The 20,142-nt window shown below is 64.4% G+C and carries 19 protein-coding genes; 15 read left to right on the top strand and 4 right to left on the bottom strand.

Features of this window, described 5'->3' with window-relative positions; translation table 11 throughout:
- Position 1: 1 nt before the first annotated feature.
- From EJ074_RS26185 to EJ074_RS26235, 11 genes are all read left to right on the top strand, one after another.
- Positions 2-928, top strand: coding sequence for a D-alanine--D-alanine ligase (locus EJ074_RS26185; RefSeq protein ID WP_095808172.1), 927 nt, complete (start codon positions 2-4; stop codon positions 926-928).
- Positions 916-1,854 carry a cell division protein FtsQ/DivIB gene (locus EJ074_RS26190; protein WP_095808171.1) on the top strand — a complete coding sequence of 313 codons (939 nt, stop codon included), beginning with the start codon at positions 916-918 and terminating at the stop codon, positions 1,852-1,854. Before EJ074_RS26185 ends, EJ074_RS26190 begins: the two co-directional genes overlap by 13 nt.
- The gene (gene ftsA, locus EJ074_RS26195) at positions 1,851-3,158 is read left to right on the top strand and encodes a cell division protein FtsA (RefSeq protein WP_095808170.1); all 1,308 of its coding nucleotides are present in this window, start codon (positions 1,851-1,853) and stop codon (positions 3,156-3,158) included. The genes EJ074_RS26190 and ftsA overlap by 4 nt, the downstream gene beginning before the upstream one ends.
- Positions 3,159-3,225: 67 nt before the next feature.
- Entirely contained in the window at positions 3,226-4,878 is a 1,653-nt protein-coding gene (gene ftsZ, locus EJ074_RS26200) for a cell division protein FtsZ (protein ID WP_095808169.1), read from the top strand.
- Between the two features lie 334 nt (positions 4,879-5,212).
- On the top strand, positions 5,213-6,160 hold the full coding sequence (gene lpxC / locus EJ074_RS26205; protein ID WP_095808168.1) for a UDP-3-O-acyl-N-acetylglucosamine deacetylase: 948 nt from the start codon (positions 5,213-5,215) through the stop codon (positions 6,158-6,160).
- A gap of 194 nt (positions 6,161-6,354) precedes the next feature.
- A complete protein-coding gene (locus tag EJ074_RS26210) occupies positions 6,355-7,224 on the top strand; it encodes an outer membrane protein assembly factor BamD (RefSeq protein ID WP_095808251.1) in 870 nt (289 codons plus the stop codon).
- Between the two features lie 8 nt (positions 7,225-7,232).
- The gene (gene recN, locus EJ074_RS26215) at positions 7,233-8,903 is read left to right on the top strand and encodes a DNA repair protein RecN (RefSeq protein WP_095808167.1); all 1,671 of its coding nucleotides are present in this window, start codon (positions 7,233-7,235) and stop codon (positions 8,901-8,903) included.
- Between the two features lie 131 nt (positions 8,904-9,034).
- Positions 9,035-11,242 carry an NAD-dependent DNA ligase LigA gene (gene ligA, locus EJ074_RS26220; protein WP_095808166.1) on the top strand — a complete coding sequence of 736 codons (2,208 nt, stop codon included), beginning with the start codon at positions 9,035-9,037 and terminating at the stop codon, positions 11,240-11,242.
- A complete protein-coding gene (locus tag EJ074_RS26225) occupies positions 11,242-11,928 on the top strand; it encodes a TIGR02453 family protein (protein ID WP_095808165.1) in 687 nt (228 codons plus the stop codon). The genes ligA and EJ074_RS26225 overlap by 1 nt, the downstream gene beginning before the upstream one ends.
- A gap of 105 nt (positions 11,929-12,033) precedes the next feature.
- The gene (locus EJ074_RS26230; RefSeq protein ID WP_095808164.1) at positions 12,034-12,762 is read left to right on the top strand and encodes an AzlC family ABC transporter permease; all 729 of its coding nucleotides are present in this window, start codon (positions 12,034-12,036) and stop codon (positions 12,760-12,762) included.
- Positions 12,759-13,055: an AzlD family protein gene (locus EJ074_RS26235; protein ID WP_095808163.1), complete on the top strand. Its 297-nt coding sequence runs from the start codon at positions 12,759-12,761 to the stop codon at positions 13,053-13,055. Before EJ074_RS26230 ends, EJ074_RS26235 begins: the two co-directional genes overlap by 4 nt.
- Before the next feature lie 3 nt (positions 13,056-13,058).
- On the opposite strand, the gene EJ074_RS26240 is transcribed toward EJ074_RS26235, so the two are convergent.
- The 3 genes from EJ074_RS26240 to EJ074_RS26250 all read right to left on the bottom strand — a co-directional run bounded on the left by EJ074_RS26240 (position 13,059) and on the right by EJ074_RS26250 (position 16,513).
- Positions 13,059-14,903 (bottom strand): aminopeptidase P family protein, encoded by a 1,845-nt coding sequence (locus EJ074_RS26240; protein ID WP_095808162.1) that lies wholly within the window; start codon positions 14,901-14,903, stop codon positions 13,059-13,061.
- A gap of 97 nt (positions 14,904-15,000) precedes the next feature.
- A complete protein-coding gene (locus tag EJ074_RS26245) occupies positions 15,001-15,873 on the bottom strand; it encodes a 50S ribosomal protein L11 methyltransferase (RefSeq protein WP_095808161.1) in 873 nt (290 codons plus the stop codon).
- Between the two features lie 64 nt (positions 15,874-15,937).
- Entirely contained in the window at positions 15,938-16,513 is a 576-nt protein-coding gene (locus tag EJ074_RS26250; protein ID WP_095808160.1) for an SCO family protein, read from the bottom strand.
- 219 nt (positions 16,514-16,732) lie between these two features.
- Here EJ074_RS26250 and EJ074_RS26255 point away from each other — a divergent pair, with 219 nt between their 5' ends.
- The 4 genes from EJ074_RS26255 (at position 16,733) to EJ074_RS26270 (ending at position 19,237) form a co-directional block, all read left to right on the top strand.
- Positions 16,733-17,239 carry a cytochrome b/b6 domain-containing protein gene (locus EJ074_RS26255; protein ID WP_165350015.1) on the top strand — a complete coding sequence of 169 codons (507 nt, stop codon included), beginning with the start codon at positions 16,733-16,735 and terminating at the stop codon, positions 17,237-17,239.
- Positions 17,240-17,376: 137 nt separating this feature from the next.
- On the top strand, positions 17,377-17,805 hold the full coding sequence (locus tag EJ074_RS26260) for a CreA family protein (protein ID WP_095808250.1): 429 nt from the start codon (positions 17,377-17,379) through the stop codon (positions 17,803-17,805).
- A 69-nt stretch (positions 17,806-17,874) separates the two neighbouring features.
- A complete protein-coding gene (locus EJ074_RS26265; RefSeq protein WP_095808158.1) occupies positions 17,875-18,513 on the top strand; it encodes a DapH/DapD/GlmU-related protein in 639 nt (212 codons plus the stop codon).
- Between the two features lie 229 nt (positions 18,514-18,742).
- Positions 18,743-19,237, top strand: coding sequence for a low affinity iron permease family protein (locus EJ074_RS26270; protein WP_095808157.1), 495 nt, complete (start codon positions 18,743-18,745; stop codon positions 19,235-19,237).
- A gap of 7 nt (positions 19,238-19,244) precedes the next feature.
- Here EJ074_RS26270 and EJ074_RS26275 read toward each other — a convergent pair whose 3' ends face one another.
- Positions 19,245-20,105, bottom strand: coding sequence for an SDR family NAD(P)-dependent oxidoreductase (locus EJ074_RS26275; RefSeq protein WP_095808156.1), 861 nt, complete (start codon positions 20,103-20,105; stop codon positions 19,245-19,247).
- Between the last annotated feature and the right edge of the window lie 37 nt (positions 20,106-20,142).

Here is a 20,142-nt window from a genome sequence, read left to right on the forward strand (position 1 = left end):
AATGAAGAAGAAGCATGTGGCTGTGCTCCTCGGAGGATTCTCCTCGGAGCGGCCCGTGTCTCTGTCGTCGGGGAAGGCGTGTGCCGATGCGCTCGAGAAGGAAGGCTATCAGGTCACTCGAGTCGACGTTTCGCGCGACGTCGGAGCCGAGCTTGCCGAACTTAAGCCCGACGTCGCCTTCAATGCGCTGCATGGCCCGTTCGGCGAGGATGGCACCATTCAGGGAATTCTCGAATATCTCGCGATCCCCTACACCCATTCGGGTGTGCTCGCTTCGGCGCTGGCCATGAACAAGCAGCAGGCCAAGAAGATCGCCAAGGCGGCGGGCATTCCGGTCGCGGAATCGAAGGTGACCAGCCGCTTCGCCATCCGGAGCAAGCATCCGATGAGGCCGCCTTATGTGGTGAAGCCGGTCAACGAGGGCTCGAGCTTCGGCGTCGTCATCGTGCATGAAGGGCAGTCGCATCCGCCGCAGGTGATCGGCTCGCCCGAGTGGAAGTACGGCGAGACCGTCATGGTGGAGCGCTACATCCACGGGCGGGAGCTGACCTGCGCGGTGATGGGCGATGTGGCGCTCGGGGTCTGCGAGATCATCCCGACGGGTCATTCCTTCTACGACTACGATTCAAAATACGTCGCCGGCGGATCAAAACACGAAACCCCTGCTAAAATTTCACCGAATATTTACCAAAAAATACAGACACTGGCCCTCAAGGCTCATCTTGCTATCGGCTGCCGGGGCGTTTCCCGGTCGGACTTCCGTTACGACGACCGCCACTCCGAAAACGGCGAGGTTGTCTGGCTCGAGATCAACACCCAGCCGGGCATGACGCCGACGTCTCTGGTGCCTGAAATCGCCGCGCACGCGGGACATTCGTTCGGCGATCTGTTGAGTTGGATGGTGGAGGACGCTTCGTGTCTGCGTTGAGGTGGGGACAGGGCAAGGGCGGGGCCGGTCCGGTGCTGTTTGGCATCCCGCTGCCGTTCGATCATTTCGTGTTGCCGCGTCAGCTTCGCCGGCCGATGCGGGTGCTCGCGCGCCTCTGCAGCGGCGAATACGAACCGCCGCGCTTCTCGGCTGCGATCCTCTCGGCCGCGCTGCTCTGCTCGAGCGGCGCCTATGGCGCCTATCTCGGCGGTTACACGGATGTCGTGGTCCAGGGCGTCACGGCCCGCACCGGCTTCGCCGTCGATCAGATCAAGGTCGTCGGCAATCTCCAGACGTCGGAGATCGACATCCTGGACCGGCTCGGCCTCGACGGCTGGACGTCGCTGATCGGCTTCGACGCCGAGGCTGCGCGTGAGCGCATCGCCACGCTGCCCTGGGTCGAGGTCGCGGCGGTGCGCAAGATCTATCCGCACACGCTGGAGGTGCGCGTCGAAGAGCGTGAGGCTTTCGCCCTGTGGCAGCAGGGCAATTCGCTTTCCGTGATCGAGCGGTCGGGCGAGGTGATCGCGCCCTTCTCTGGCGGCAAGCAGGCGATGCTGCCGCTGATCGTCGGCACGGGCGCTCCGGCGGCTGCCCCTGGTTTTGTGGACAAGGTCAAGCGCTACCCGGAACTCGCCGCGCGGGTCAAAGGCTATATCCGCGTCGGCGAGCGGCGCTGGGACCTGAAGCTGGAGAACGGCATCACGGTCAAGTTGCCGGAGGACGGCGAGGACCAGGCGCTCGCCGAACTCGTCAAGCTCGATCGTGACAACGGGCTTTTGACGCGCGACATCGCCGCGGTCGACATGCGCCTGTCCGACCGGCTGGTCGTGGAGCTGTCGCCGGAGGCGGCGACGCAGCGCGAAGCTGCGCTCAGCGAAAAGCCGAAGAGCCTGACCAAGCGCAAGCCGGAGACGAAGATATGAGCTGGCTTGGCGGCAGCGGTGACGCTTCTTCGCGCCGGTCGGGCACGCTTACGGTGCTCGATGTCGGCTCGAGCAAGGTTTGCTGTGTGGTGGCCAAGCTGAAGCCGAACGAGGACGGCAAGCTCCTGCGCGGTCGCTCGCACCGCATCCAGGTGATCGGCATAGGCCACCAGAAGTCGCAAGGGGTGAAGTCCGGCGTCGTTGTCGACCTCGACCGCGCCGAACATGCCGTCCGGCTTGCCGTCGACGCCGCCGAGCGCATGGCGGGGCTCACCGTGGACTCCTTGATCGTCAATATGACGGCCGGGCGCCTGAAGAGCGAAGCCTTCTCGGCGACCATCAATCTCGGCGGCCATGAGGCCGAGGAAGCCGACATCAAGCGCGTGCTCGCCGCGGGCGCCAAGCAGGCGCTGAAAGCCGAACGCGAGGTGATCCACTCGCTTCCCGTGGGGTTCTCGCTTGATGCCGAACGCGGCGTTCGCGACCCGCGCGGCATGGTCGGCGACGCGCTCGGCGTCGACATGCATGTGCTGACCGGCGATGCCGCGCCGATGCGCAATCTGGAACTCTGCATCAACCGTTCGCACCTGTCGGTCGAACGGATGGTGGCGACGCCCTATGCCAGCGGGCTTGCGGCGCTCGTCGACGACGAGCTCGAAATGGGCGCAGCCTGCATCGATATGGGCGGCGGCACCACGACGATTTCGGTGTTCTCCGAAGGCAAGTTCGTGCATGGCGATGCGATCGCCATCGGCGGCAACCATGTCACGCTCGACATGGCCAAGGGCCTGTCGACCTCGCTCGACGCCGCCGAGCGGCTGAAAGTGATGCACGGCTCGGCACTGCCCGGCAGCGCCGACGACCGCGATCTGGTATCGATCCAGCCGATCGGCGAGGAAGGCGAGGTGCCGCTGCAGATACCGCGCTCGGTGATGACGCGGATCGTGCGCGCGCGCATCGACGAGACGCTGGAGCTGTTGCGCGACCGGCTGAACAAGTCGGGCTACGGCAATGCCGTCGGCAAACGCGTCGTGCTCACCGGCGGCGCCAGCCAGCTGGCGGGGCTGCCGGAAGCGGCGCGGCGCATCCTCGGACGCAACGTGCGCATCGGCCGGCCGCTCGGCGTGGCGGGCCTGCCCGAGGCGGCCAAGGGACCGGCGTTCTCGACCCCGGTCGGACTGCTGATCTATCCGCAGATGGCGAGCTTCGAGAGCCATACGGCGAAAGGACTTTCCGGTTTCAGGATGACCGGAACAGGCGGAAAACTGCATCGCATGAGTCAGTGGTTGAGAGACAGTTTTTAATTTGACGGGGACAGCCCCATAGGCGGCCGCAGCGGCGAAGCGGCGGGAAAGGCAAAGGACGGAGACAATGACCATCAATCTGCAAAAGCCGGACATCACCGAGCTGAAGCCACGCATCACCGTGTTCGGTGTCGGCGGCGGCGGCGGCAATGCCGTCAACAACATGATCACCGCCGGCTTGCGCGGCGTCGAATTCGTGGTGGCCAACACCGATGCGCAGGCGCTGACCATGTCGAAGTCGGAGCGGCTGATCCAGCTCGGCGCGCATGTCACCGAGGGACTCGGCGCAGGATCGCAGCCGGAAGTCGGCCGCGCCGCCGCCGAGGAGTGCATCGACGAGATCATCGATCATCTCTCCAACACGCATATGTGCTTCGTTACCGCCGGCATGGGCGGCGGCACCGGCACTGGCGCTGCTCCGGTCGTCGCCCGCGCCGCGCGCGAGAAGGGCATCCTCACCGTCGGCGTCGTCACCAAGCCGTTCCATTTCGAAGGCCAGCGCCGCATGAAGACGGCCGACCTGGGCATCGAGGAACTGCAGAAATGCGTCGACACCCTGATCGTCATCCCGAACCAGAACCTGTTCCGGCTGGCCAATGACAAGACCACCTTCGCCGATGCCTTCGCCATGGCCGACCAGGTGCTCTACTCCGGTGTCGCCTGCATCACCGACCTGATGGTCAAGGAAGGCCTGATCAACCTCGACTTCGCCGACGTCCGCTCGGTTATGCGCGAGATGGGCAAGGCGATGATGGGCACGGGCGAGGCCTCGGGCGAGGGCCGCGCGATGGCCGCCGCCGAAGCAGCGATCGCCAACCCGCTGCTCGACGAGACCTCGATGAAGGGCGCCAAGGGCCTGCTGATCTCGATCACCGGCGGTCGCGACCTCACCCTGTTCGAGGTCGACGAAGCTGCCACCCGCATCCGCGAGGAGGTCGACCAGGACGCCAACATCATCCTCGGCGCTACCTTCGACGAGGAACTGGAAGGCGTGATCCGCGTCTCGGTTGTCGCCACCGGCATCGACAAGTCGGCGGCCGAAATCGCCGCAGCGCCGATCTCGATCCGCGCGCCGCAGAAGCCGGTGAACCGCCCGGCGGTGCCCGCCCAGGAAAGCCGTCCTGCGCCGGTTCAGCAGCAGGCCGCATACGAGCCGCGCGCTGTAGATCCGGTCGCCGAAGCGATCCAGCTTGCCGAGGCAAACGCGGCCGCGATGGCGCAGCCGCGTCCGGCGCCGGTCGACGACTTCCGGCCGCAGAGCAAGATCTTCCAGGCCCCGCCGGCGCCGCCGCAGCCAGTAGTGCAGCAGCAGGTCGTGCAGCCCGCGCCGCAGCGCGAGATGCCGCAGCCGATGGCCGCGGCGCCCCAGCGCATGCCGCGTGTCGAGGATTTTCCCCCGGTGGTGAAGGCCGAGGTGGAAGCCAAGAGCCGCCCCGCCGATCATGAGAACAGCGGGCCGATGGGGCTGATCAAGCGCCTGACGAACGGCCTGACCCGCCGCGAGGAGGAGCCGGCACGGCTGCAGCCGGCGCAGCCGCGCGAGCCGAAACTGCGCCAGGCGGCACCCGAGATGCGTCGCCTCGCCAGCCAGGATCCGCAGCTCTACGCGCCGCGTCGCGGCCAACTGGACGACCAGGGCCGGCTGACGCCGCAGAGCCGCACCGTGCAGGACGACGATCAGCTGGAGATTCCTGCGTTCCTGCGCCGTCAGGCTAACTGATCGTTAACGATATATAACGCTTGTTAACAGGCAGACGAGAAATCGTCTGCCTGTTGACATTTAAATGCCTTACAAATCAAATCGTTAGGCGCGTTTCCTCGCTCCGGGCAGCAGTTACACGGGGTAAGAAAGCGTGATTTGGAGTCTCCCGGACGCGCGACTATCTTCGCGCCGGACTAAAGTCGGTTTGCCGGGATTCGGGGAGTTGGCCCTGCCTGCCGATCATACAGAGCCGCAAGCCTTGTTCATTTTGCCGCAGCGCGCGGACGCCATCTGTTCCCATTTGGCTGCAAAACGCTCAACAGGCTGACAAAGCGGACGGGCATCAGGGCTTATGGGGTTTGTCTTGCAGGACTATCAGACCACGGTTAAATCGCGCGCGACGCTGACCGGCACCGGCGTGCACAGCGGCAAGCCGGTCACGGTTCATTTCCTGCCAGCCGATGCCGACACGGGCATAGTCTTCCATCTCTTGAATGGGGGCGAAGGCCGCGAGTTTCGCGCGCTGGTCTCCGAAGTCGGCGCTACCGATCTCTGCACCATGCTTGGCGACCCAGCGGGCGCGCACATCGGCACGGTCGAGCATCTGATGGCGACGGTGTTCGGGCTTGGTATCGACAACCTCGTCATCGAGATCGATGGCCCGGAGGTTCCAATCCTCGACGGCAGCGCGATGGCCTTCGTCGAGGCTATCGACCATGCAGGCATCGACATCTTGGCGGTGAAGCGCCGCTACATCCGTGTGGTGAAACCGGTCCGCGTCGAAGCCGGCGCCTCCTGGGCGGAGTTCCGCCCCTATGACGGCACACGCTTCGAGGTCGAGATCGATTTCGAAAGTCCGGCGATCGGCCGGCAGCTGTTTGCTTCCGACATCAATCCCGACATCTTCCGCCGCGACCTTGCGCGGGCTCGCACCTTCGGCTTCATGAAGGACGTCGAGCGGCTATGGGCCGCCGGCTACGCGCTCGGCTCGTCGCTCGAGAATTCGCTGGTTATCGGCGACGACAACCGCGTCATCAATGTCGGCGGCCTGCGCTACCCCAACGAGTTCGCGCGCCACAAGACACTGGACGCCATGGGCGACCTGGCCCTGGCGGGCGCCCGCTTCATCGGCTGCTTCCGCTCCTACCGCGGCGGTCACCGGATGAATGCGGCGGCGCTGCGGCGCCTGCTCTCGGATCGCGCGGCGTTCGAAATCGTCGAGACGACGCGGCGCGAGCGCGGCCGCAGCGCGGAGATGATTGCCGTCAGCAGGCCGGTCTACGCGCCCTGGGTGATCTGATTTTCCGGCCTCGTGGCTGGCAGGCTCTGTTGCAATGCTGCATCACAAGTCCGTGAAATCGCTGAGCTTCGGGGAGCGCGCCGGGCCGCCACAAAAATGTGCGATTGGCCGCAGATAGCGTTGCCGCATTAGGCAGTTATGGTTTATGGCTGCTGCCCCAGACTGAAATGACGCCGAAAGGGCGGAATCCAATCATGTTCTTTAAGCGAGTTGGTCAATCGAAGGCGCCGCATCGGGCTGTTTTCCTGGCGTTTTCGTTGATCGCCCCTTCGCTGGTACTGTCGGCCTGCATGTCGTCCGAAAAGGATGTCGACCTCTCGACCTATGTCGATCACACCGAGCCGGCGGACGTTCTCTACAATCAGGGCCTGGCCAATCTGAACGCAGGCCGCCTCGACGAGGCGAGCAAGAAGTTCGATGCCGTCGACCGGCAGCACCCCTATTCGGAATTCGCGCGCAAATCGATGGTGATGGGGGCTTTCGCCGACTATCGGGCCGGCAATTACGACGAGGCGATCGGTACCGCCAAGCGCTATCTGACGCTCTACCCCTCGACCGACGAGGCCGCCTATGCGCAGTACATCATCGGTCTCAGCTATTACCGCCAGATCAAGGACGTCACCCAGGATCAGAAGGAAGCGCGCCAAACCATTCAGACCATGCAGGATCTGGTGACGCGCTGGCCGACCTCCGAATATGTCGACGACGCCAAGGACAAGATCCGCTTTGCCACCGACCAGCTTGCCGGCAAGGAAATGCAGATCGGCCGCTACTATCTCGAGCGCCGCGAATATATCGCCGCCGTCAAGCGGTTCCGCACCGTGGTCGAGACCTACTCCAACACGCGCCATGTCGAGGAGGCGCTCGCACGCCTGACCGAAGCCTACTATGCGATGGGACTGACCTCGGAGGCCCAGACGGCCGCGGCGGTGCTCGGCAACAACTATCCGGACAGCCAGTGGTATAAGGATTCCTACAAGCTCCTGCAGAGCAACGGGCTTCAGCCCCGTGAGAATGCCGGATCGTGGATATCCAAGGCCGGGAAGCTGATCACCGGCGCCTGACATTTCTGATGCTGTCCAGACTTTCGATCCGCGATATCGTCCTGATCGAGAAGCTGGACATCGACTTTCTGCCCGGCCTTTCGGTGCTGACCGGCGAGACGGGGGCCGGCAAATCCATCCTGCTCGATGCGCTCTCGCTCGCACTCGGCGCGCGCGGGGACGCTTCGCTGGTCCGTCACGGAGCGGCGCAGGGACAGGTCATCGCGGTGTTCGACGTGCCGCGCAATCATCCCGCCCGCCTGCTGCTTGCCGACAACGATATCGAGGACGACGGCGACATCATCCTGCGCCGCGTGCAGACGGCCGACGGCCGCACTCGCGTTTTCGTCAACGACCAGCCGTCCAGCGTGACGTTGATGCGCGATGTCGGTCGCGCGCTGGTCGAGATCCACGGCCAGCATGACGAGCGCGCGCTCGTCGATCCCGGCGCGCACCGCGAATTGCTGGACAGCTTCGGCGGCCATCTCGGCGCGGTCCGTGGAACGGCCGAGGCTTGGCGCTACTGGCGCAATTGCGAGCAGGAGCTCTCCAGGCACCGCGCCAAGGTCGAGGCGGCGGCGCGCGAGGCCGACTACCTGCGCGCCTCTGTTGCCGAACTGGCCAAGCTCGATCCGCAGCCGGGCGAGGAGACCGAGCTTGCCGAACTGCGCGCCCAGATGATGCGGGCCGAGAAGATCGCCGGCGAAATCCATGATGCCCAGGATGTGCTGTCGGGACCGTCCTCGCCGCTGCCGCAGCTTGCCAGCCTGTTGCGGCGGCTGCAGCGCAAGGCGGGGGAGGCGCCGGGCCTGCTCGAGGATGTGCTGAAGTCCCTCGACGAGGCGATGATCTCGCTCGATGCGGCGCAATCGGGCGTGCAGGCAGCGCTGCGCGCCACCGAATATGATCCGCAACGCCTGGAAAAGGCGGAGGAGCGCCTGTTCTCGCTGCGCGCCGCCTCGCGCAAGCACAATGTCGCCGTCGACGATCTGGCGCAGTTGCGCGATACGATGGCAGCCGACCTTGCCGACCTGGATGCGGGCGAGGAGCGCCTGCAGGGGCTGGAGAAGCAGGCGGCCGCCGCACGCGAGGCCTACGATATTTCGGCAACCCAGCTGTCGTCGCTGCGCCATGGCGCGGCAGCCGGCCTGACCAAGGCGGTTATGGCGGAATTGCCGGCGCTCAAGCTCGAGCGCGCCGAGTTCATCGTCGAGTTGGCGAGCGATGCCGAAAGCAGGATGGAAGAAGGCATCGACCAGATCGAATTCTGGGTGCGCACCAATCCAGGCACGAGGCCGGGGCCGATGATGAAGGTGGCCTCGGGCGGCGAGCTCTCGCGCTTCCTTCTAGCGTTGAAAGTGGCGCTCGCCGATCGCGGCTCGGCGCCGACCCTGGTCTTCGACGAGATCGACACCGGTGTCGGCGGGGCGGTGGCCGATGCCATCGGCCAGCGGCTGGCGCGGCTGTCGAAACGGGTGCAGGTGCTTTCCGTCACCCACGCTCCGCAGGTGGCAGCGCGTGCCGCAACGCATTTCCTGATTTCCAAATCCGGCAAGGATCGTGTCGCCACCGGCATTGCCGAGATGGATCGCGCCGCGCGCCAGGAAGAGATCGCGCGCATGCTTGCCGGCGCCACGATCACCGAGGAGGCACGCGCGGCGGCGGAGCGGTTGCTGCGCGAGAACATCACGGCGGCGTAGAAAGTCGGATTCCCTTGATGAGTCAGCAGATGGCTGCATCCTGCTGTTCAGGAATGATTTTTGTGCAAGTCGACTCCCTGCCTGCGAATCCTGATTTATAGTGGCGCGCCATAAGTCGAGGACAGCATCGCATGTCGGAAAAACCAGTCGACTCGCTGAGCGAAAGCGAGGCCGCGGAGGAGCTGAAGCGTCTGGCCGGGGAGATCGCCGAGCACGACCGGCGCTACCATGCCGAGGATGCGCCGACGATCTCCGACGCCGAGTATGATGCGCTGGCGCGGCGCAACCTCGCCATCGAAGAGCGATTTCCCGATCTCGTGCGCGAGGATTCGCCGTCGCGGCGGGTCGGCGCGCCGCCGGCGGAAGGTTTTGCCAAGGTCCGCCACGCGGTGCCGATGCTCAGCCTGGCGAAGGCTTACACCGACCAGGATGTCGCCGATTTCATCGAGCGCGGGCGGCGCTTCTTCGACCGCGACAAGGACCTCGACATCGCCTTCACCGCCGAGCCGAAGATCGATGGGCTGTCGGCATCGCTACGCTATGAAAACGGCGTGTTCGTGCAGGGCGCGACACGCGGCGACGGCGCCGTTGGCGAGGACATCACCGCCAATCTGAAGACGATCGGCGACATCCCCAAGACACTGAAGGGCTCGGGCTGGCCGGAGGTCATCGAGATCCGTGGCGAGGTCTACATGACCTACGCGGAGTTCGAGGCGCTGAAGCAACGCTCGACCGCGGCCGGAGGTCAGGACTATGTCAACCCTCGCAACACGGCCGCCGGCTCGCTGCGCCAGAAGGATCCCGCCGTCACCGCCAGCCGCAATCTCAAATTCTTCGCCTATGCCTGGGGCTACACGACTGCGGATCCCGCTCCGACGCAATATGATTCGGTGCAGAAGTTCGCGGAGTGGGGGTTCAAGATCAGCCCGCTGATGGTGCGGGCGAAATCGGTCGAGAATCTGATCGAACACTACCATCGGATCGAGGAGCAACGCTCGGCGCTGGGCTACGACATCGACGGGGTCGTGTACAAGGTCGACCAGTTGGAGCTGCAGCGCCGCTGGGGCTTTGTCACCGGCGAGCCGCGCTGGGCGGTCGCCCACAAGTTCCCGGCCGAGCAGGCGATGACGACCGTGCAGAAGATCGACATCCAGGTTGGCCGCACCGGCACGCTGGCGCCGGTTGCGCGGCTGGCACCGGTAACGGTCGGCGGCGTCGTCGTCGAAAACGTCACGCTGCATAACGAGGATTACATCAAAGGCTTCGACAGCAACGGCCAGCCGATCCGCGACGGCATCGACGTGCGCATCGGCGATACGGTGGTCATCCAGCGGGCAGGGGATGTCATTCCGCAGATCGTCAGCGTCGTCATCGACAAGCGGCCGGCCGACGCGGTGCCCTACCAATTCCCGCACACCTGTCCGATCTGCGGCTCGCCGGCGACGCGCGAGATCAACGAGAAGACCGGGAAGGAGGATTCGCGCCGTCGCTGCACCGGCGAGCTGATCTGCGCCGCGCAGGCCGTGGAGGGATTGCGCCATTTCGTCTCGCGCGGCGCAATGGATATCGAGGGCCTGGGCGCGGAGAACATCGACCTGTTCTTCAATGCCGGCCTGATCAAGACGGCCGCCGACATCTTCACGCTCAAGGACCGTCGCCCCGCCGTTACCAGGGCACTGGCCGAGCGGCGAGAGGAGCAGGCGAGACTGCGCGAAGAGGCGTCCGGCAAGACGCGCAAGAATGTGCGCAGCGTCGAGGAACGAAACTATGAAGGCCTCGACAAGCTTTTTGCGGCGATCGATGCGCGGCGCGAGCCGGAGCTCGACCGCTTCATCTTTGCGCTCGGCATCCGCCATATCGGCGAGACGACGGCGGCGGTGCTTGCGCGGCAGTTCTCAACGATCGAAGAACTGATCCGCGTCGGGAAGGAGACGGCAAAGGCTGACGATCCGCATGACGTTTTCCCGTCGATCAACGGCATCGGCGATACGGTGATCAATGCGTTGCGCGACTTCTTCGGCAACGAGCGCAACGACGACGTGATCGACGCGCTGCTGGCTCAGGTGCATCCGAAGCCATATGTCGTCGAGATTTCGGCCGGCAGCGAGGTCTCCGGCAAGACTGTGGTGTTCACCGGAACGCTGGAGAAGATGACGCGCTCGGAAGCCAAGGCGATGGCCGAACGCCTGGGCGCCAAGGTTGCGGGCTCGGTCTCGGCCAAGACCGATCTGGTGGTGGCGGGGCCAGGCGCCGGGTCCAAGCTCAAGACCGCGACCGACCTCGGCATCGAGGTGATCGACGAGGACACTTGGCTGCAGCGGATCGGCAGGGGTGGTTAATGGCCGGCGTGTTCAAGGGTTTTGGGCAAAAAGCCATTCCGTTCCTGAAGGCGCTGGACTTTCACCAGAGCCGTGAGTGGTTCCAGGAGAACCGCGACCTCTACGAGAGCGAACTGCACGAGCCGTTCTGCGCTCTGGTCGAGACGCTCAGCGATCGTTTTTCTGCGGCAAAGCTCGGTCTGCGCGGAGATCGCAAGAAGTCGCTGTTCCGCATCAACCGCGACGTGCGCTTCTCCAAGGACAAGCGGCCCTACAACCGGCATCTGTCGGCCATCCTGTCGCCTGACGGCACCAAGATGGAGCAAGGCGTTTTCTACGTCCATATCGGGCTCGAAAGCTGTTTCGCCGGCGTCGCCTGGTGGCAACCGAGCCCGGAACTGCTGCAGGCGATGCGCAAGGCGATCGTCACCAAGCCGGCCGCCTTCCGCGCCATGGTGACGTCGCTGAAGAAGAACGGCCTCGCACTCGACCCCGAGGATTGCCTCAAACGCGCGCCGCGCGGTTTTGAAGAGGTAGCCGAAGCCGACCTTGCCCAAGCCGTCCGCAACCGGCATTTCGTGGTCCGACACGACATCGATCCCACCATGATCCATTCGCCGGCGCTGGTCGACGACCTCGTCGGCTTCACCTTGCGCGCCAAGCCGTTGCTCGACTGGGGCAGGGCGATCCAGGGCACCGCCGTTTAGGGATCGCATCTCACAGGGATCAGTTCCGCTGATTGTTGGCTCAAGCGAATTGGTGTGACAAGGAAGCCCGCGCTCCCTACATGAAACGCCTCAAGGGAGCGGTCGATGTCGGCGGAAGCGATTTCCGATAGCAGTGCCAGAAGCGATTTCTGGGATGGCGTGCGGCTGTCGATGCCCGTCGTTGTCGCGGCGGCTCCGTTCGCGATGCTGTTCGGCGCGCTTGCCGTCGACAATGGATTTTCGGTGCTCGAGGCCTTTCTGATGAGCGCGCTGATCTTCGGCGGCGCCAGCCAGATGGTCGGGATCGAGCTGTTCGGGCAGCATGTGGCGCCGTGGCTGATCGTCCTGTCGATCTTCGCGGTGAACTTTCGCCACGTGCTCTATTCCGCCGGCCTTGGCCGCCGCATCGCGCATTGGCCGGTGCTGCAGCAGGCGCTCGGCTATTTCATCATGACCGATCCGCAATATGCCGTGGCCGAGGCGAGAGCCGCATCTGGACAGACGGTCGGCTTTGCCTGGTATCTGGGCCTCGGCCTGCCGGTCTATGTGCTCTGGGTAATCGAAAGCGGTCTGGGCGCGGTGTTCGGCAAGCTCATCCCCGACACCCAGGCGCTCGGCATCGACTTCCTGCTGCCGATCTACTTCCTCGGCCTAGTCCTGGGTTTCCGCAAGCGGCCGCTCTGGGCGCCCGTGGTCGTCGCCAGCGCGATCGCCTCCATCATCGCCTACAAGACGGTCGGCTCCCCCTGGCATGTCTCCATCGGAGCTGTTGCAGGCGTGCTTCTGGCGGTGATCCTGCCGCCCCATCACAGTGGCGTGGGAGAGCGGCCATGAGCACCACATTCTGGATCATCATCGCCGGCGCGATCGCCACCTATCTGACCCGTGTCGGTGGCCACCTCGTCATCTCGCGCTTCGAGAGCGTTCATCCGCGCGTCGAAGCTGGGTTGAACGCCGTGCCGGCTGCGGTGCTGACGACGCTGGTCGCGCCCGCCGCACTCAGCGCCGGCCCGGCCGAATGGGCTGCTCTGATTGTCACCGCCATCGTCTCCTTGCGTGGCGGTCTGATGGCGATGTTCCTGGCCGGCGCTGCAGTTCTGATTCTTGCGCGCCAGTTCGTGGGATAAGAATCAGATCTTGGTGTCGTGCGGCAGCGGCGCGGTCGCCTTCTCCAGCCACGCCAATGTCTCGCCGTCCACCATGGGCCCGATCTCGGCCAGCACACGTGCGTGATACTGGTCGAGCCAGTGCAACTCGTCGCGGGTCAACAGATCGGTGCGGACCAGGCGCTTGTCGATAGGCGCCAGCGTCAACGTCTCGAAGCCATGCATGGCGATGTCGCCGCCTTCGATCTGTTCGGCCGGCGTTACCAAGACCAGGTTCTCGATGCGGATGCCGTAGGAGCCTTCCTTGTAGTAGCCCGGCTCGTTGGAGAGCATCATGCCGGCGAGCAGCTTCTCGGTGCCGGTGCGGGCGATGCGCTGCGGTCCCTCGTGCACGGCGAGGTAGGAGCCGACGCCGTGGCCGGTGCCATGGGCGAAATCGCAGCCATGTCTCCAAAGCGCGATGCGCGCGACGGCGTCGATTTCCGAGCCGCGCGTGCCGGCCGGAAAGCGTAGCATCGATATGCCGATCATGCCCTTCAGCACCAATGTGAAGCGCTCGCGCATCTCCTCTGTCGGCTGGCCGACGGGCACGGTGCGGGTGATGTCGGTGGTGCCGTCCTGGTACTGGGCGCCGGAATCGAGCAGGAACAGCTCGCCGCTCTGAAGCTTGCGGCTGGTGGCGCGCGATACCCGATAGTGCATGATGGCGCCGTTCGGACCGGCGCCGGAAATCGTGTCGAAGGAAATGTCTCGCAGCGGCATCTGCGTTTCCTCACCGGTCTGCCGGCGCACCTCCTCGAGTCTGGTGACGACGGCAATCTCGTCGAGCGTGCCTGGCTCCTGGCGGTCGAGCCAGCAGAGCAGCTTGGCGACCGCTGCGCCGTCGCGGCGGTGCGCGGCGCGGCTGCCGTTGATCTCGGCCTGGTTTTTTGTGGCGCGCGGAATGCGGGCCGGATCGGGCGCGGAAACAACCGTGCCGCCATTGTCCTCGACCAGCATCTTCAGCTTTTCCGCCGCCAGCACCGGATCGAGCGCGACCCTGGCGCCGTCCCCGGCCAGGGCAGCGACGGCGGTTTCGAACTCACCTGGATCGTGCAGGTCGGCAAGCTGGGTGAGATAGGCGGCCACCATGCGTGAGAATTTCCGCTGGTCCATGAACAGCTGATGCTTGCCGTCGGCTGCAAGCACGGCGAAGCCCAGAGCCAGCGGCGTATGCGGCACGTCGCCACCGCGGATGTTGAACGCCCACGCGATGGAAGAGGGGTCGGTGAGCACGGCGTGGGTGGCGCCGTCCCTTTGGAGCGCGCTCGCCAGCCGCGCCAGCTTGTCCTTGGCGAGCTCGCCGGCAAAGTTGAGCGGGTGAAGCTCGACCGGCGCCTGCGGCGGCCCGGGCTGGTCCTTCCAGACGATATCGATCGGGTTCTCGTCGAGCGGCACCAAGGTTGCGCCGGACTGTTCGGCCGAGGCCTTCAGCGCCTTGACCTCGCCGATCGTGTGCAGCCATGGGTCGAAACCGAGCTGCGCGCCCTTGCCGAGATTTTCCTTGATCCAGGTGGCCGGCGGGTTGTCGACAAGGCTCTCGATGGTGAAGATCCCGAGGTCGACCTCGTTGCGCACCTGCAGCGTGTAGCGGCCGTCGACGAAGATGAAGGCGCGGTCGCGCAGAATGACGGCAACGCCGGCCGAGCCGCTGAAACCGGTAAGCCATTTCAGCCGTGCCGAGCGGTCGGCGACATATTCGCCCTGATGCTCGTCGGCGCGCGGCACCATAAAGCCGTCGAGTCCGTTCTCCGCCAGCCACTGGCGCAGCAACGCCACGCGCGGCTTGCCCACGGCCGGATCACCAGCGGAATCAAAGGTCTGGAACATGACGGCCTCTCCTCGATGCTTGCCACAACCGTAGCGCATGGTCCTAAAAACCGGAATCGATTTTCGATCGCGCGCGGAGGGTGAGGATTGGTCCAGTTCAACGCTTGAGATGGATCGTCACCCAGCCTTCGCGGTGCAAGGTGCGCACGTGACGGAAGCTCTGGCCGACATAGGCCGAGATCACCGCCTCGCGCTGCCGGTCAAGAATGCCGGAGAGCACCAGCGAGCCGCCGAGCGTGATGTGCCTGGCCATCTGCGGCGCCAGCCGCATCAGCGGCCGCGCCAATATGTTGGCGACGATCAGGTCGAAGGGAGCGCGCTTGCGAAAGATCGGATGATGGAAACCCGGCGCCGTCACCGTCTCGACGAGTGCTTTGACCCGGTTTAGGCGCGCATTGGCGGCGGCCACACGGACTGCGACCGGGTCGATGTCGGTCGCCAGCACCGGGATATGCGCGAGCTTGGCCAAGGCAATCGCCAGCACGGCGCTGCCGGTGCCGAGATCGAGCGCATTGCGCGGATGTTCGCGCCGCACGACCTTTTCCAGCGTCTCGAGGCAGCCGGCGGTGGTGCCGTGGTGGCCGGTGCCGAAGGCAAGCCCCGCTTCGATCTCGATGGCGATGTCGCCGCTGTGGCGCTTGCCGCGGTCATGCGCACCATGGACGAGGAAACGCCCGGCGCGCACCGGCCTCAGCCCTTCCAGCGAGCGTGCCACCCAGTCTATCTCGGGAAGCGTTTCGCGTTCCACCGGTTTCGGCAAGCCAAGGCCCGCGAGAACGTCCTTCATCCGCGCTTCGACAGAATCGATCTCGCCATCGGCATAGAGCGACACTTCGTGGATGTCCTTGTCTTCGTCGACCTCCAGTACTGCGATCGGCAGGCCGTCATCTTCGAAGGCGTCGGCAAGGGCTGCGAAGATGCGGTCGGCCTCTGACTTGGTCGCGTTGAGATGCAGCCTGGTCTGCGGCATCAGGTCGACTCTTGCTCGAGCATGATCTTTTCCAGAAACCGGGTTCCACTTTTTGGGATCATGCTTAGCCCGCCGCGAGCCGCTTCAGCTTGGCAATGGCGGTGTCGGCGCTTTCGCCATAGGCGATGGTGCCGGAGAACTCACCCTTGGAATTGAGCAGCAGCACCGAGGCGGTGTGGTCCATCGTGTAGTCGCCGTTCCCGGTGTCCACCTTCTTCCAGTAGATGCTGAAGGCCTTGGCCATGGCATGCACCTTGTCAGGCTCTCCGGTGATGCCGGTGATACGATCGGAGAAATTGCTGACATAGGCGTTGATGGCTTCCGGCGTGTCCCGCTCCGGGTCGACGGTGACGAAATAGGCGTGCAGGTTCTTGCCGTCGTCGCCAAGCGTCTTCAGCCAGCCGGCCAGCTCGAACAGCGTCGTCGGGCACACTTCCGGGCAATGCGTGAAGCCGAAGAAGACCGCGCTCGGATGACCTCTGAACGCGGCCTCGGTGATCGGAGCGCCTTTCTGGTCGACCAGCGTGAAGGGCGCGCCGAACGGCTGGCCGCTATAGTGACTGCGGTACCAGTCGAAGGTGAGCCAGCCGATGCCCGCTGCCATCAGGACAAGAATGCCGATCAGGATTGAACGCATCATGAGGGAGTGTCCGTCGTGATTGTCATGCCGTCCGCTCCGGCTCAGTTGACGTGCTTTTGGCCGACAGTCTTAACGGTTCGAGACCGCCGGCGCCAAGATGTCGCGTTGCCGCAATCGGCCAGGATCGGAGGGCCGCCCATGCGCGGCCGGCCCGATCTTATTTTGACCGACTTCGCCTCCAGACTGCGTTGCAAGACTTCTTCCTCACGGAGCAGCACGATGGCCGATTCGCCGGTGGCATCCTATTCGAAGACCCAGATATGGCTCCACTGGAGCATCGCGGCGCTGATCCTGGTCCAGTTCCTTGCCCATGACGGCATGGAGCATGTCTGGCGTTCACTGCGTCGGGGACAAGAGGCTGCGGCCGGCGATTGGCCATTAGCCTACATGCATGTCGTGCTTGGTCTTGCGGTGCTGGCCCTGGCAACGTGGCGGCTCTGGCTGCGGGGGACGCGCGGTGTCCCACCGGTTTCGGGCCTGGAGCATCCGGCGCTGCGGCTGCTCGCCCAGGCAACGCATTTCGCGATCTACGCACTCATCTTCGTCGTTCCGATCTCGGGCGCCGCCGCCTGGTTCCTGCAGTTGCCGGGAGCGGGCCTGGTGCATGTCGTCGGCAAGAACGTCCTGCTCTACCTGGTGCTGCTGCACATTGCGGGCGCGCTGGTCCAGCACTTCGTCCTGAAGACGGATGTGCTGCGCCAGATGCTGGCATTCCGCCAAGCTTAGAGTGCCTCGACTCGACCGGCTTGCAAATGCGACGGTCCTATCCCACCTGACTGCGGCAAACGAGAACCCAGGAGGCTTCCTTGCGAAAACTGATCGGCGTCTTCGCCGCCTTCCTTGCCCTGAGCGCCGGTGTTGCCATGGCGGACGAGGTCGGCAAGGTCGGTGTCGACTGGGTCGGCAACGACATCATGATCGATGCGATCAAGGACCCGAAAGTCGAAGGGGTCACCTGCCACGTCGCCTATTTCGATCGCAGTGTCATCGACCGGCTGCATAAGGGCAACTGGTTCGAGGATCCGTCGGATTCCTCGATCTCCTGCCGCCAAACCGGTCCGATCAGCATCGGCGACATCGACACCAGCGAAAGCGGCGAGGAGGTGTTCAAGCAAGGCCTCAGCCTGATCTGGAAAAAGCAGGTGGTGAACCGCATCTACGATAAGAAAAACGAGACGCTGATCTACCTGTCGCATTCGCGCCAGGTGCAGAACGGCTCGGCGAAGATGTCCGTCACCACCGTTCCGCTCTACGGCCAGAACGTGGTGTGGACGAAGGGCAAGCCGCAATAGAGACCGGCCAAGGCTGATGGCGATCGGCTCCGGCTTGCGGGACCAGCCGCCGGGGCGTAAAGCCGCGCCATGGACCGCCCCGAAAACCTCGTCCTGAAGGATCCTGAGCCGCGCATCCATCCGACCGCGGAGCTGAAGGGATGCAAACTCGGCCGCTATGCCTCGATCGGCGAGCGGGTGATCCTGCGCGACGTGACGGTGGGCGACTTCTCTTACTTCGAACGCCATTCGGAGGCGATCTATACGACGATCGGCAAGTTCTGCTCGATTGCTGCCAACAGCCGCATCAATGCGCTGGAGCACCCGATCGAGCGGCTGACCCAGCACAAGGTCAGCTACCGGCCGAACGAATATTTCCGCTGGCTCGGCGTCGATGCGGCGTTTCGCGAGCGGCGGCAGGCCAAGTCGGTTGCCATCGGTCACGATGTCTGGATCGGGCATGGCGCGGTTGTCATGCCCGATGTGTCTATCGGCAACGGCGCGGTCATCGGCGCCAATGCCGTGGTGACGCGAGACGTGCCGGCCTATGCGATCGTGACCGGTGTTCCAGCGAAGCCGCTGCGCCAGCGTTTCGCTGACGACATCGCTGCGCGCATCGAACACCTCGCCTGGTGGGACTGGACGCCCGACAAACTGGCGAGGGCAATTCCCGACGTGCAAGCCATGTCCATCGAGGCCTTCCTCGATCGCTGGGAACGCCAACCCTGAACACTGGTTGTTCCGGCCCATGGTGGTTTCGATATGCGGCCCAGCGGCAGGGAGTGGATAAGCCGCTTTGAGCGGAGAGAGCAGGTCTTCCAGCCGGCGCCGGCGGGTTGCTTTTCATCCCTCAGTGCCTTTCGCGGTTGCAGACGCGCGGAAATTGAAAACATGTTCCTTGGGAACCGGGAGGGCTGGAGCCTGTTTCTTCCGAAACGCCGCGTTTCACGAGGATCGGATGCTCGAAAAACATTTTACCAGGGTCGCCAATTGGGTGGCTCACCTGGCCGGCACGCCGCCGACCTTCGCCGTCTGCGTGCTGATCGTGTTGATCTGGGCGATCAGTGGCCCGCTCTTCGGCTTCTCGGATACCTGGCAACTGGTCATCAATACCGGCACCACCATCGTCACCTTTCTGATGGTGTTTCTCATCCAGAACACACAGAACCGTGATGGGGCCGCGATTCAGACCAAGCTCGACGAACTGATCCGCGTCAGCCAGGCTCACAATCATTTCATCGGCATCGAGCACCTGACCGAATCCGAGGTCGAGGAGATCCGTTCCAAATGCGAAGCGGCGGCAAAGCGGCACGACCGCAAGATCGCCGAAACAGCAGCCAAGAAAGCCGTGGCTGGGAGGGCCGCGGCCAGCCACGACCGCAAGATCGCTGACGCAGCCGCAAAGAAGGCCGTGGCGAAGAAGAACGGCTCCAAGAAGAAAGCGGCGGCCTGAGAGTCCGTCAGCGGTCCATGAAAGCCGCAAACGCATCCTTATGATCCGGATGCCAGCGCGACAGGGCCGGGCGGTTCTCGATGATGTCGCCGATCGCCCAGGCCATGCGCTTTTCGTCCGTCGGCCGCGCGACCTCGTTGTCGGGGCACAGGATGTAGAAATCGCCGCGTTTGAGCGACGCCAGCATGAAATCGATCACCTGCTCGCCCGTCCAGGCGCCGGCTGGTTTCTCCGTCGCGCCTTCGGTCAGGCCGGTATAGGTGAAGCCGGGAATGAGCAAATGCGCCGCGAGCTTCGAGCCGGGTTCGTTGCGGAGCGCATGTGCCAGTCCCTCGGTGAAGGTCTTCACGCCGGCCTTGGAGACGTTGTAGGCGAGATTGCCGGGTGGAGTGGTGATGCCTTGCTTGGAACCGGTGTTGATGATCAGGGCGGGCTTTCCCGACGCCAGCATGCGCGGCGCGAAAGCCTCGACGCCATGCACAACACCCCAGAAATTGATGTCAAAAAGTCGCTTCCAGGCATCTCGATTTTCCCATGGCTTGCCAGGGTTGTTGCCGACGCCCGCGTTGTTCATCAGCACCGAGACCGCACCGAAGGCGTTATGGGCAGTTTCGGCCAGCCGATCGACCTCGTCGGCCCTGGAAACATCCGTGGCGAGCGCGAGAACATCGCCGCCGAAGTCGGCGATCGCCTGCCGGGCCTGGTCGAGACGCGGGCCGCCGAGATCGGCAATCACCGTCTTCATGCCCATGGCCGCAAAGCGCTTCGCGGCGGCGAGTCCGATGCCGCTGGCGCCGCCGGTAATGACGGCGACGTTGCCGGAGGCAAAGGCGGGCAGGGCAGACTGGATTTCGGCATCGCTGGTCATGATTGAGGTCCTTGCTTTCAGTCGGGCCGAACTTAAC

It is taken from the genome of Mesorhizobium sp. M3A.F.Ca.ET.080.04.2.1 (assembly GCF_003952525.1).
In the GTDB taxonomy this organism is placed as follows: Bacteria; Pseudomonadota; Alphaproteobacteria; order Rhizobiales; family Rhizobiaceae; genus Mesorhizobium.

Coding starts and splice junctions, on each gene's coding strand:
- ligA (WP_095808166.1), top strand. CDS start 9,035: ATGTCGGAAAAACCAGTCGACTCGCTGAGCGAAAGCGAGGCCGCGGAG.
- EJ074_RS26260 (WP_095808250.1), top strand. CDS start 17,377: ATGGCGGACGAGGTCGGCAAGGTCGGTGTCGACTGGGTCGGCAACGAC.
- EJ074_RS26225 (WP_095808165.1), top strand. CDS start 11,242: ATGGCCGGCGTGTTCAAGGGTTTTGGGCAAAAAGCCATTCCGTTCCTG.
- ftsA (WP_095808170.1), top strand. CDS start 1,851: ATGAGCTGGCTTGGCGGCAGCGGTGACGCTTCTTCGCGCCGGTCGGGC.
- EJ074_RS26235 (WP_095808163.1), top strand. CDS start 12,759: ATGAGCACCACATTCTGGATCATCATCGCCGGCGCGATCGCCACCTAT.
- lpxC (WP_095808168.1), top strand. CDS start 5,213: ATGGGGTTTGTCTTGCAGGACTATCAGACCACGGTTAAATCGCGCGCG.
- EJ074_RS26245 (WP_095808161.1), bottom strand. CDS start 15,873: ATGCCGCAGACCAGGCTGCATCTCAACGCGACCAAGTCAGAGGCCGAC.
- EJ074_RS26270 (WP_095808157.1), top strand. CDS start 18,743: ATGCTCGAAAAACATTTTACCAGGGTCGCCAATTGGGTGGCTCACCTG.
- EJ074_RS26265 (WP_095808158.1), top strand. CDS start 17,875: ATGGACCGCCCCGAAAACCTCGTCCTGAAGGATCCTGAGCCGCGCATC.
- EJ074_RS26250 (WP_095808160.1), bottom strand. CDS start 16,513: ATGATGCGTTCAATCCTGATCGGCATTCTTGTCCTGATGGCAGCGGGC.
- EJ074_RS26185 (WP_095808172.1), top strand. CDS start 2: ATGAAGAAGAAGCATGTGGCTGTGCTCCTCGGAGGATTCTCCTCGGAG.
- EJ074_RS26240 (WP_095808162.1), bottom strand. CDS start 14,903: ATGTTCCAGACCTTTGATTCCGCTGGTGATCCGGCCGTGGGCAAGCCG.
- ftsZ (WP_095808169.1), top strand. CDS start 3,226: ATGACCATCAATCTGCAAAAGCCGGACATCACCGAGCTGAAGCCACGC.
- recN (WP_095808167.1), top strand. CDS start 7,233: ATGCTGTCCAGACTTTCGATCCGCGATATCGTCCTGATCGAGAAGCTG.
- EJ074_RS26255 (WP_165350015.1), top strand. CDS start 16,733: ATGGCCGATTCGCCGGTGGCATCCTATTCGAAGACCCAGATATGGCTC.
- EJ074_RS26275 (WP_095808156.1), bottom strand. CDS start 20,105: ATGACCAGCGATGCCGAAATCCAGTCTGCCCTGCCCGCCTTTGCCTCC.
- EJ074_RS26210 (WP_095808251.1), top strand. CDS start 6,355: ATGTTCTTTAAGCGAGTTGGTCAATCGAAGGCGCCGCATCGGGCTGTT.
- EJ074_RS26230 (WP_095808164.1), top strand. CDS start 12,034: ATGTCGGCGGAAGCGATTTCCGATAGCAGTGCCAGAAGCGATTTCTGG.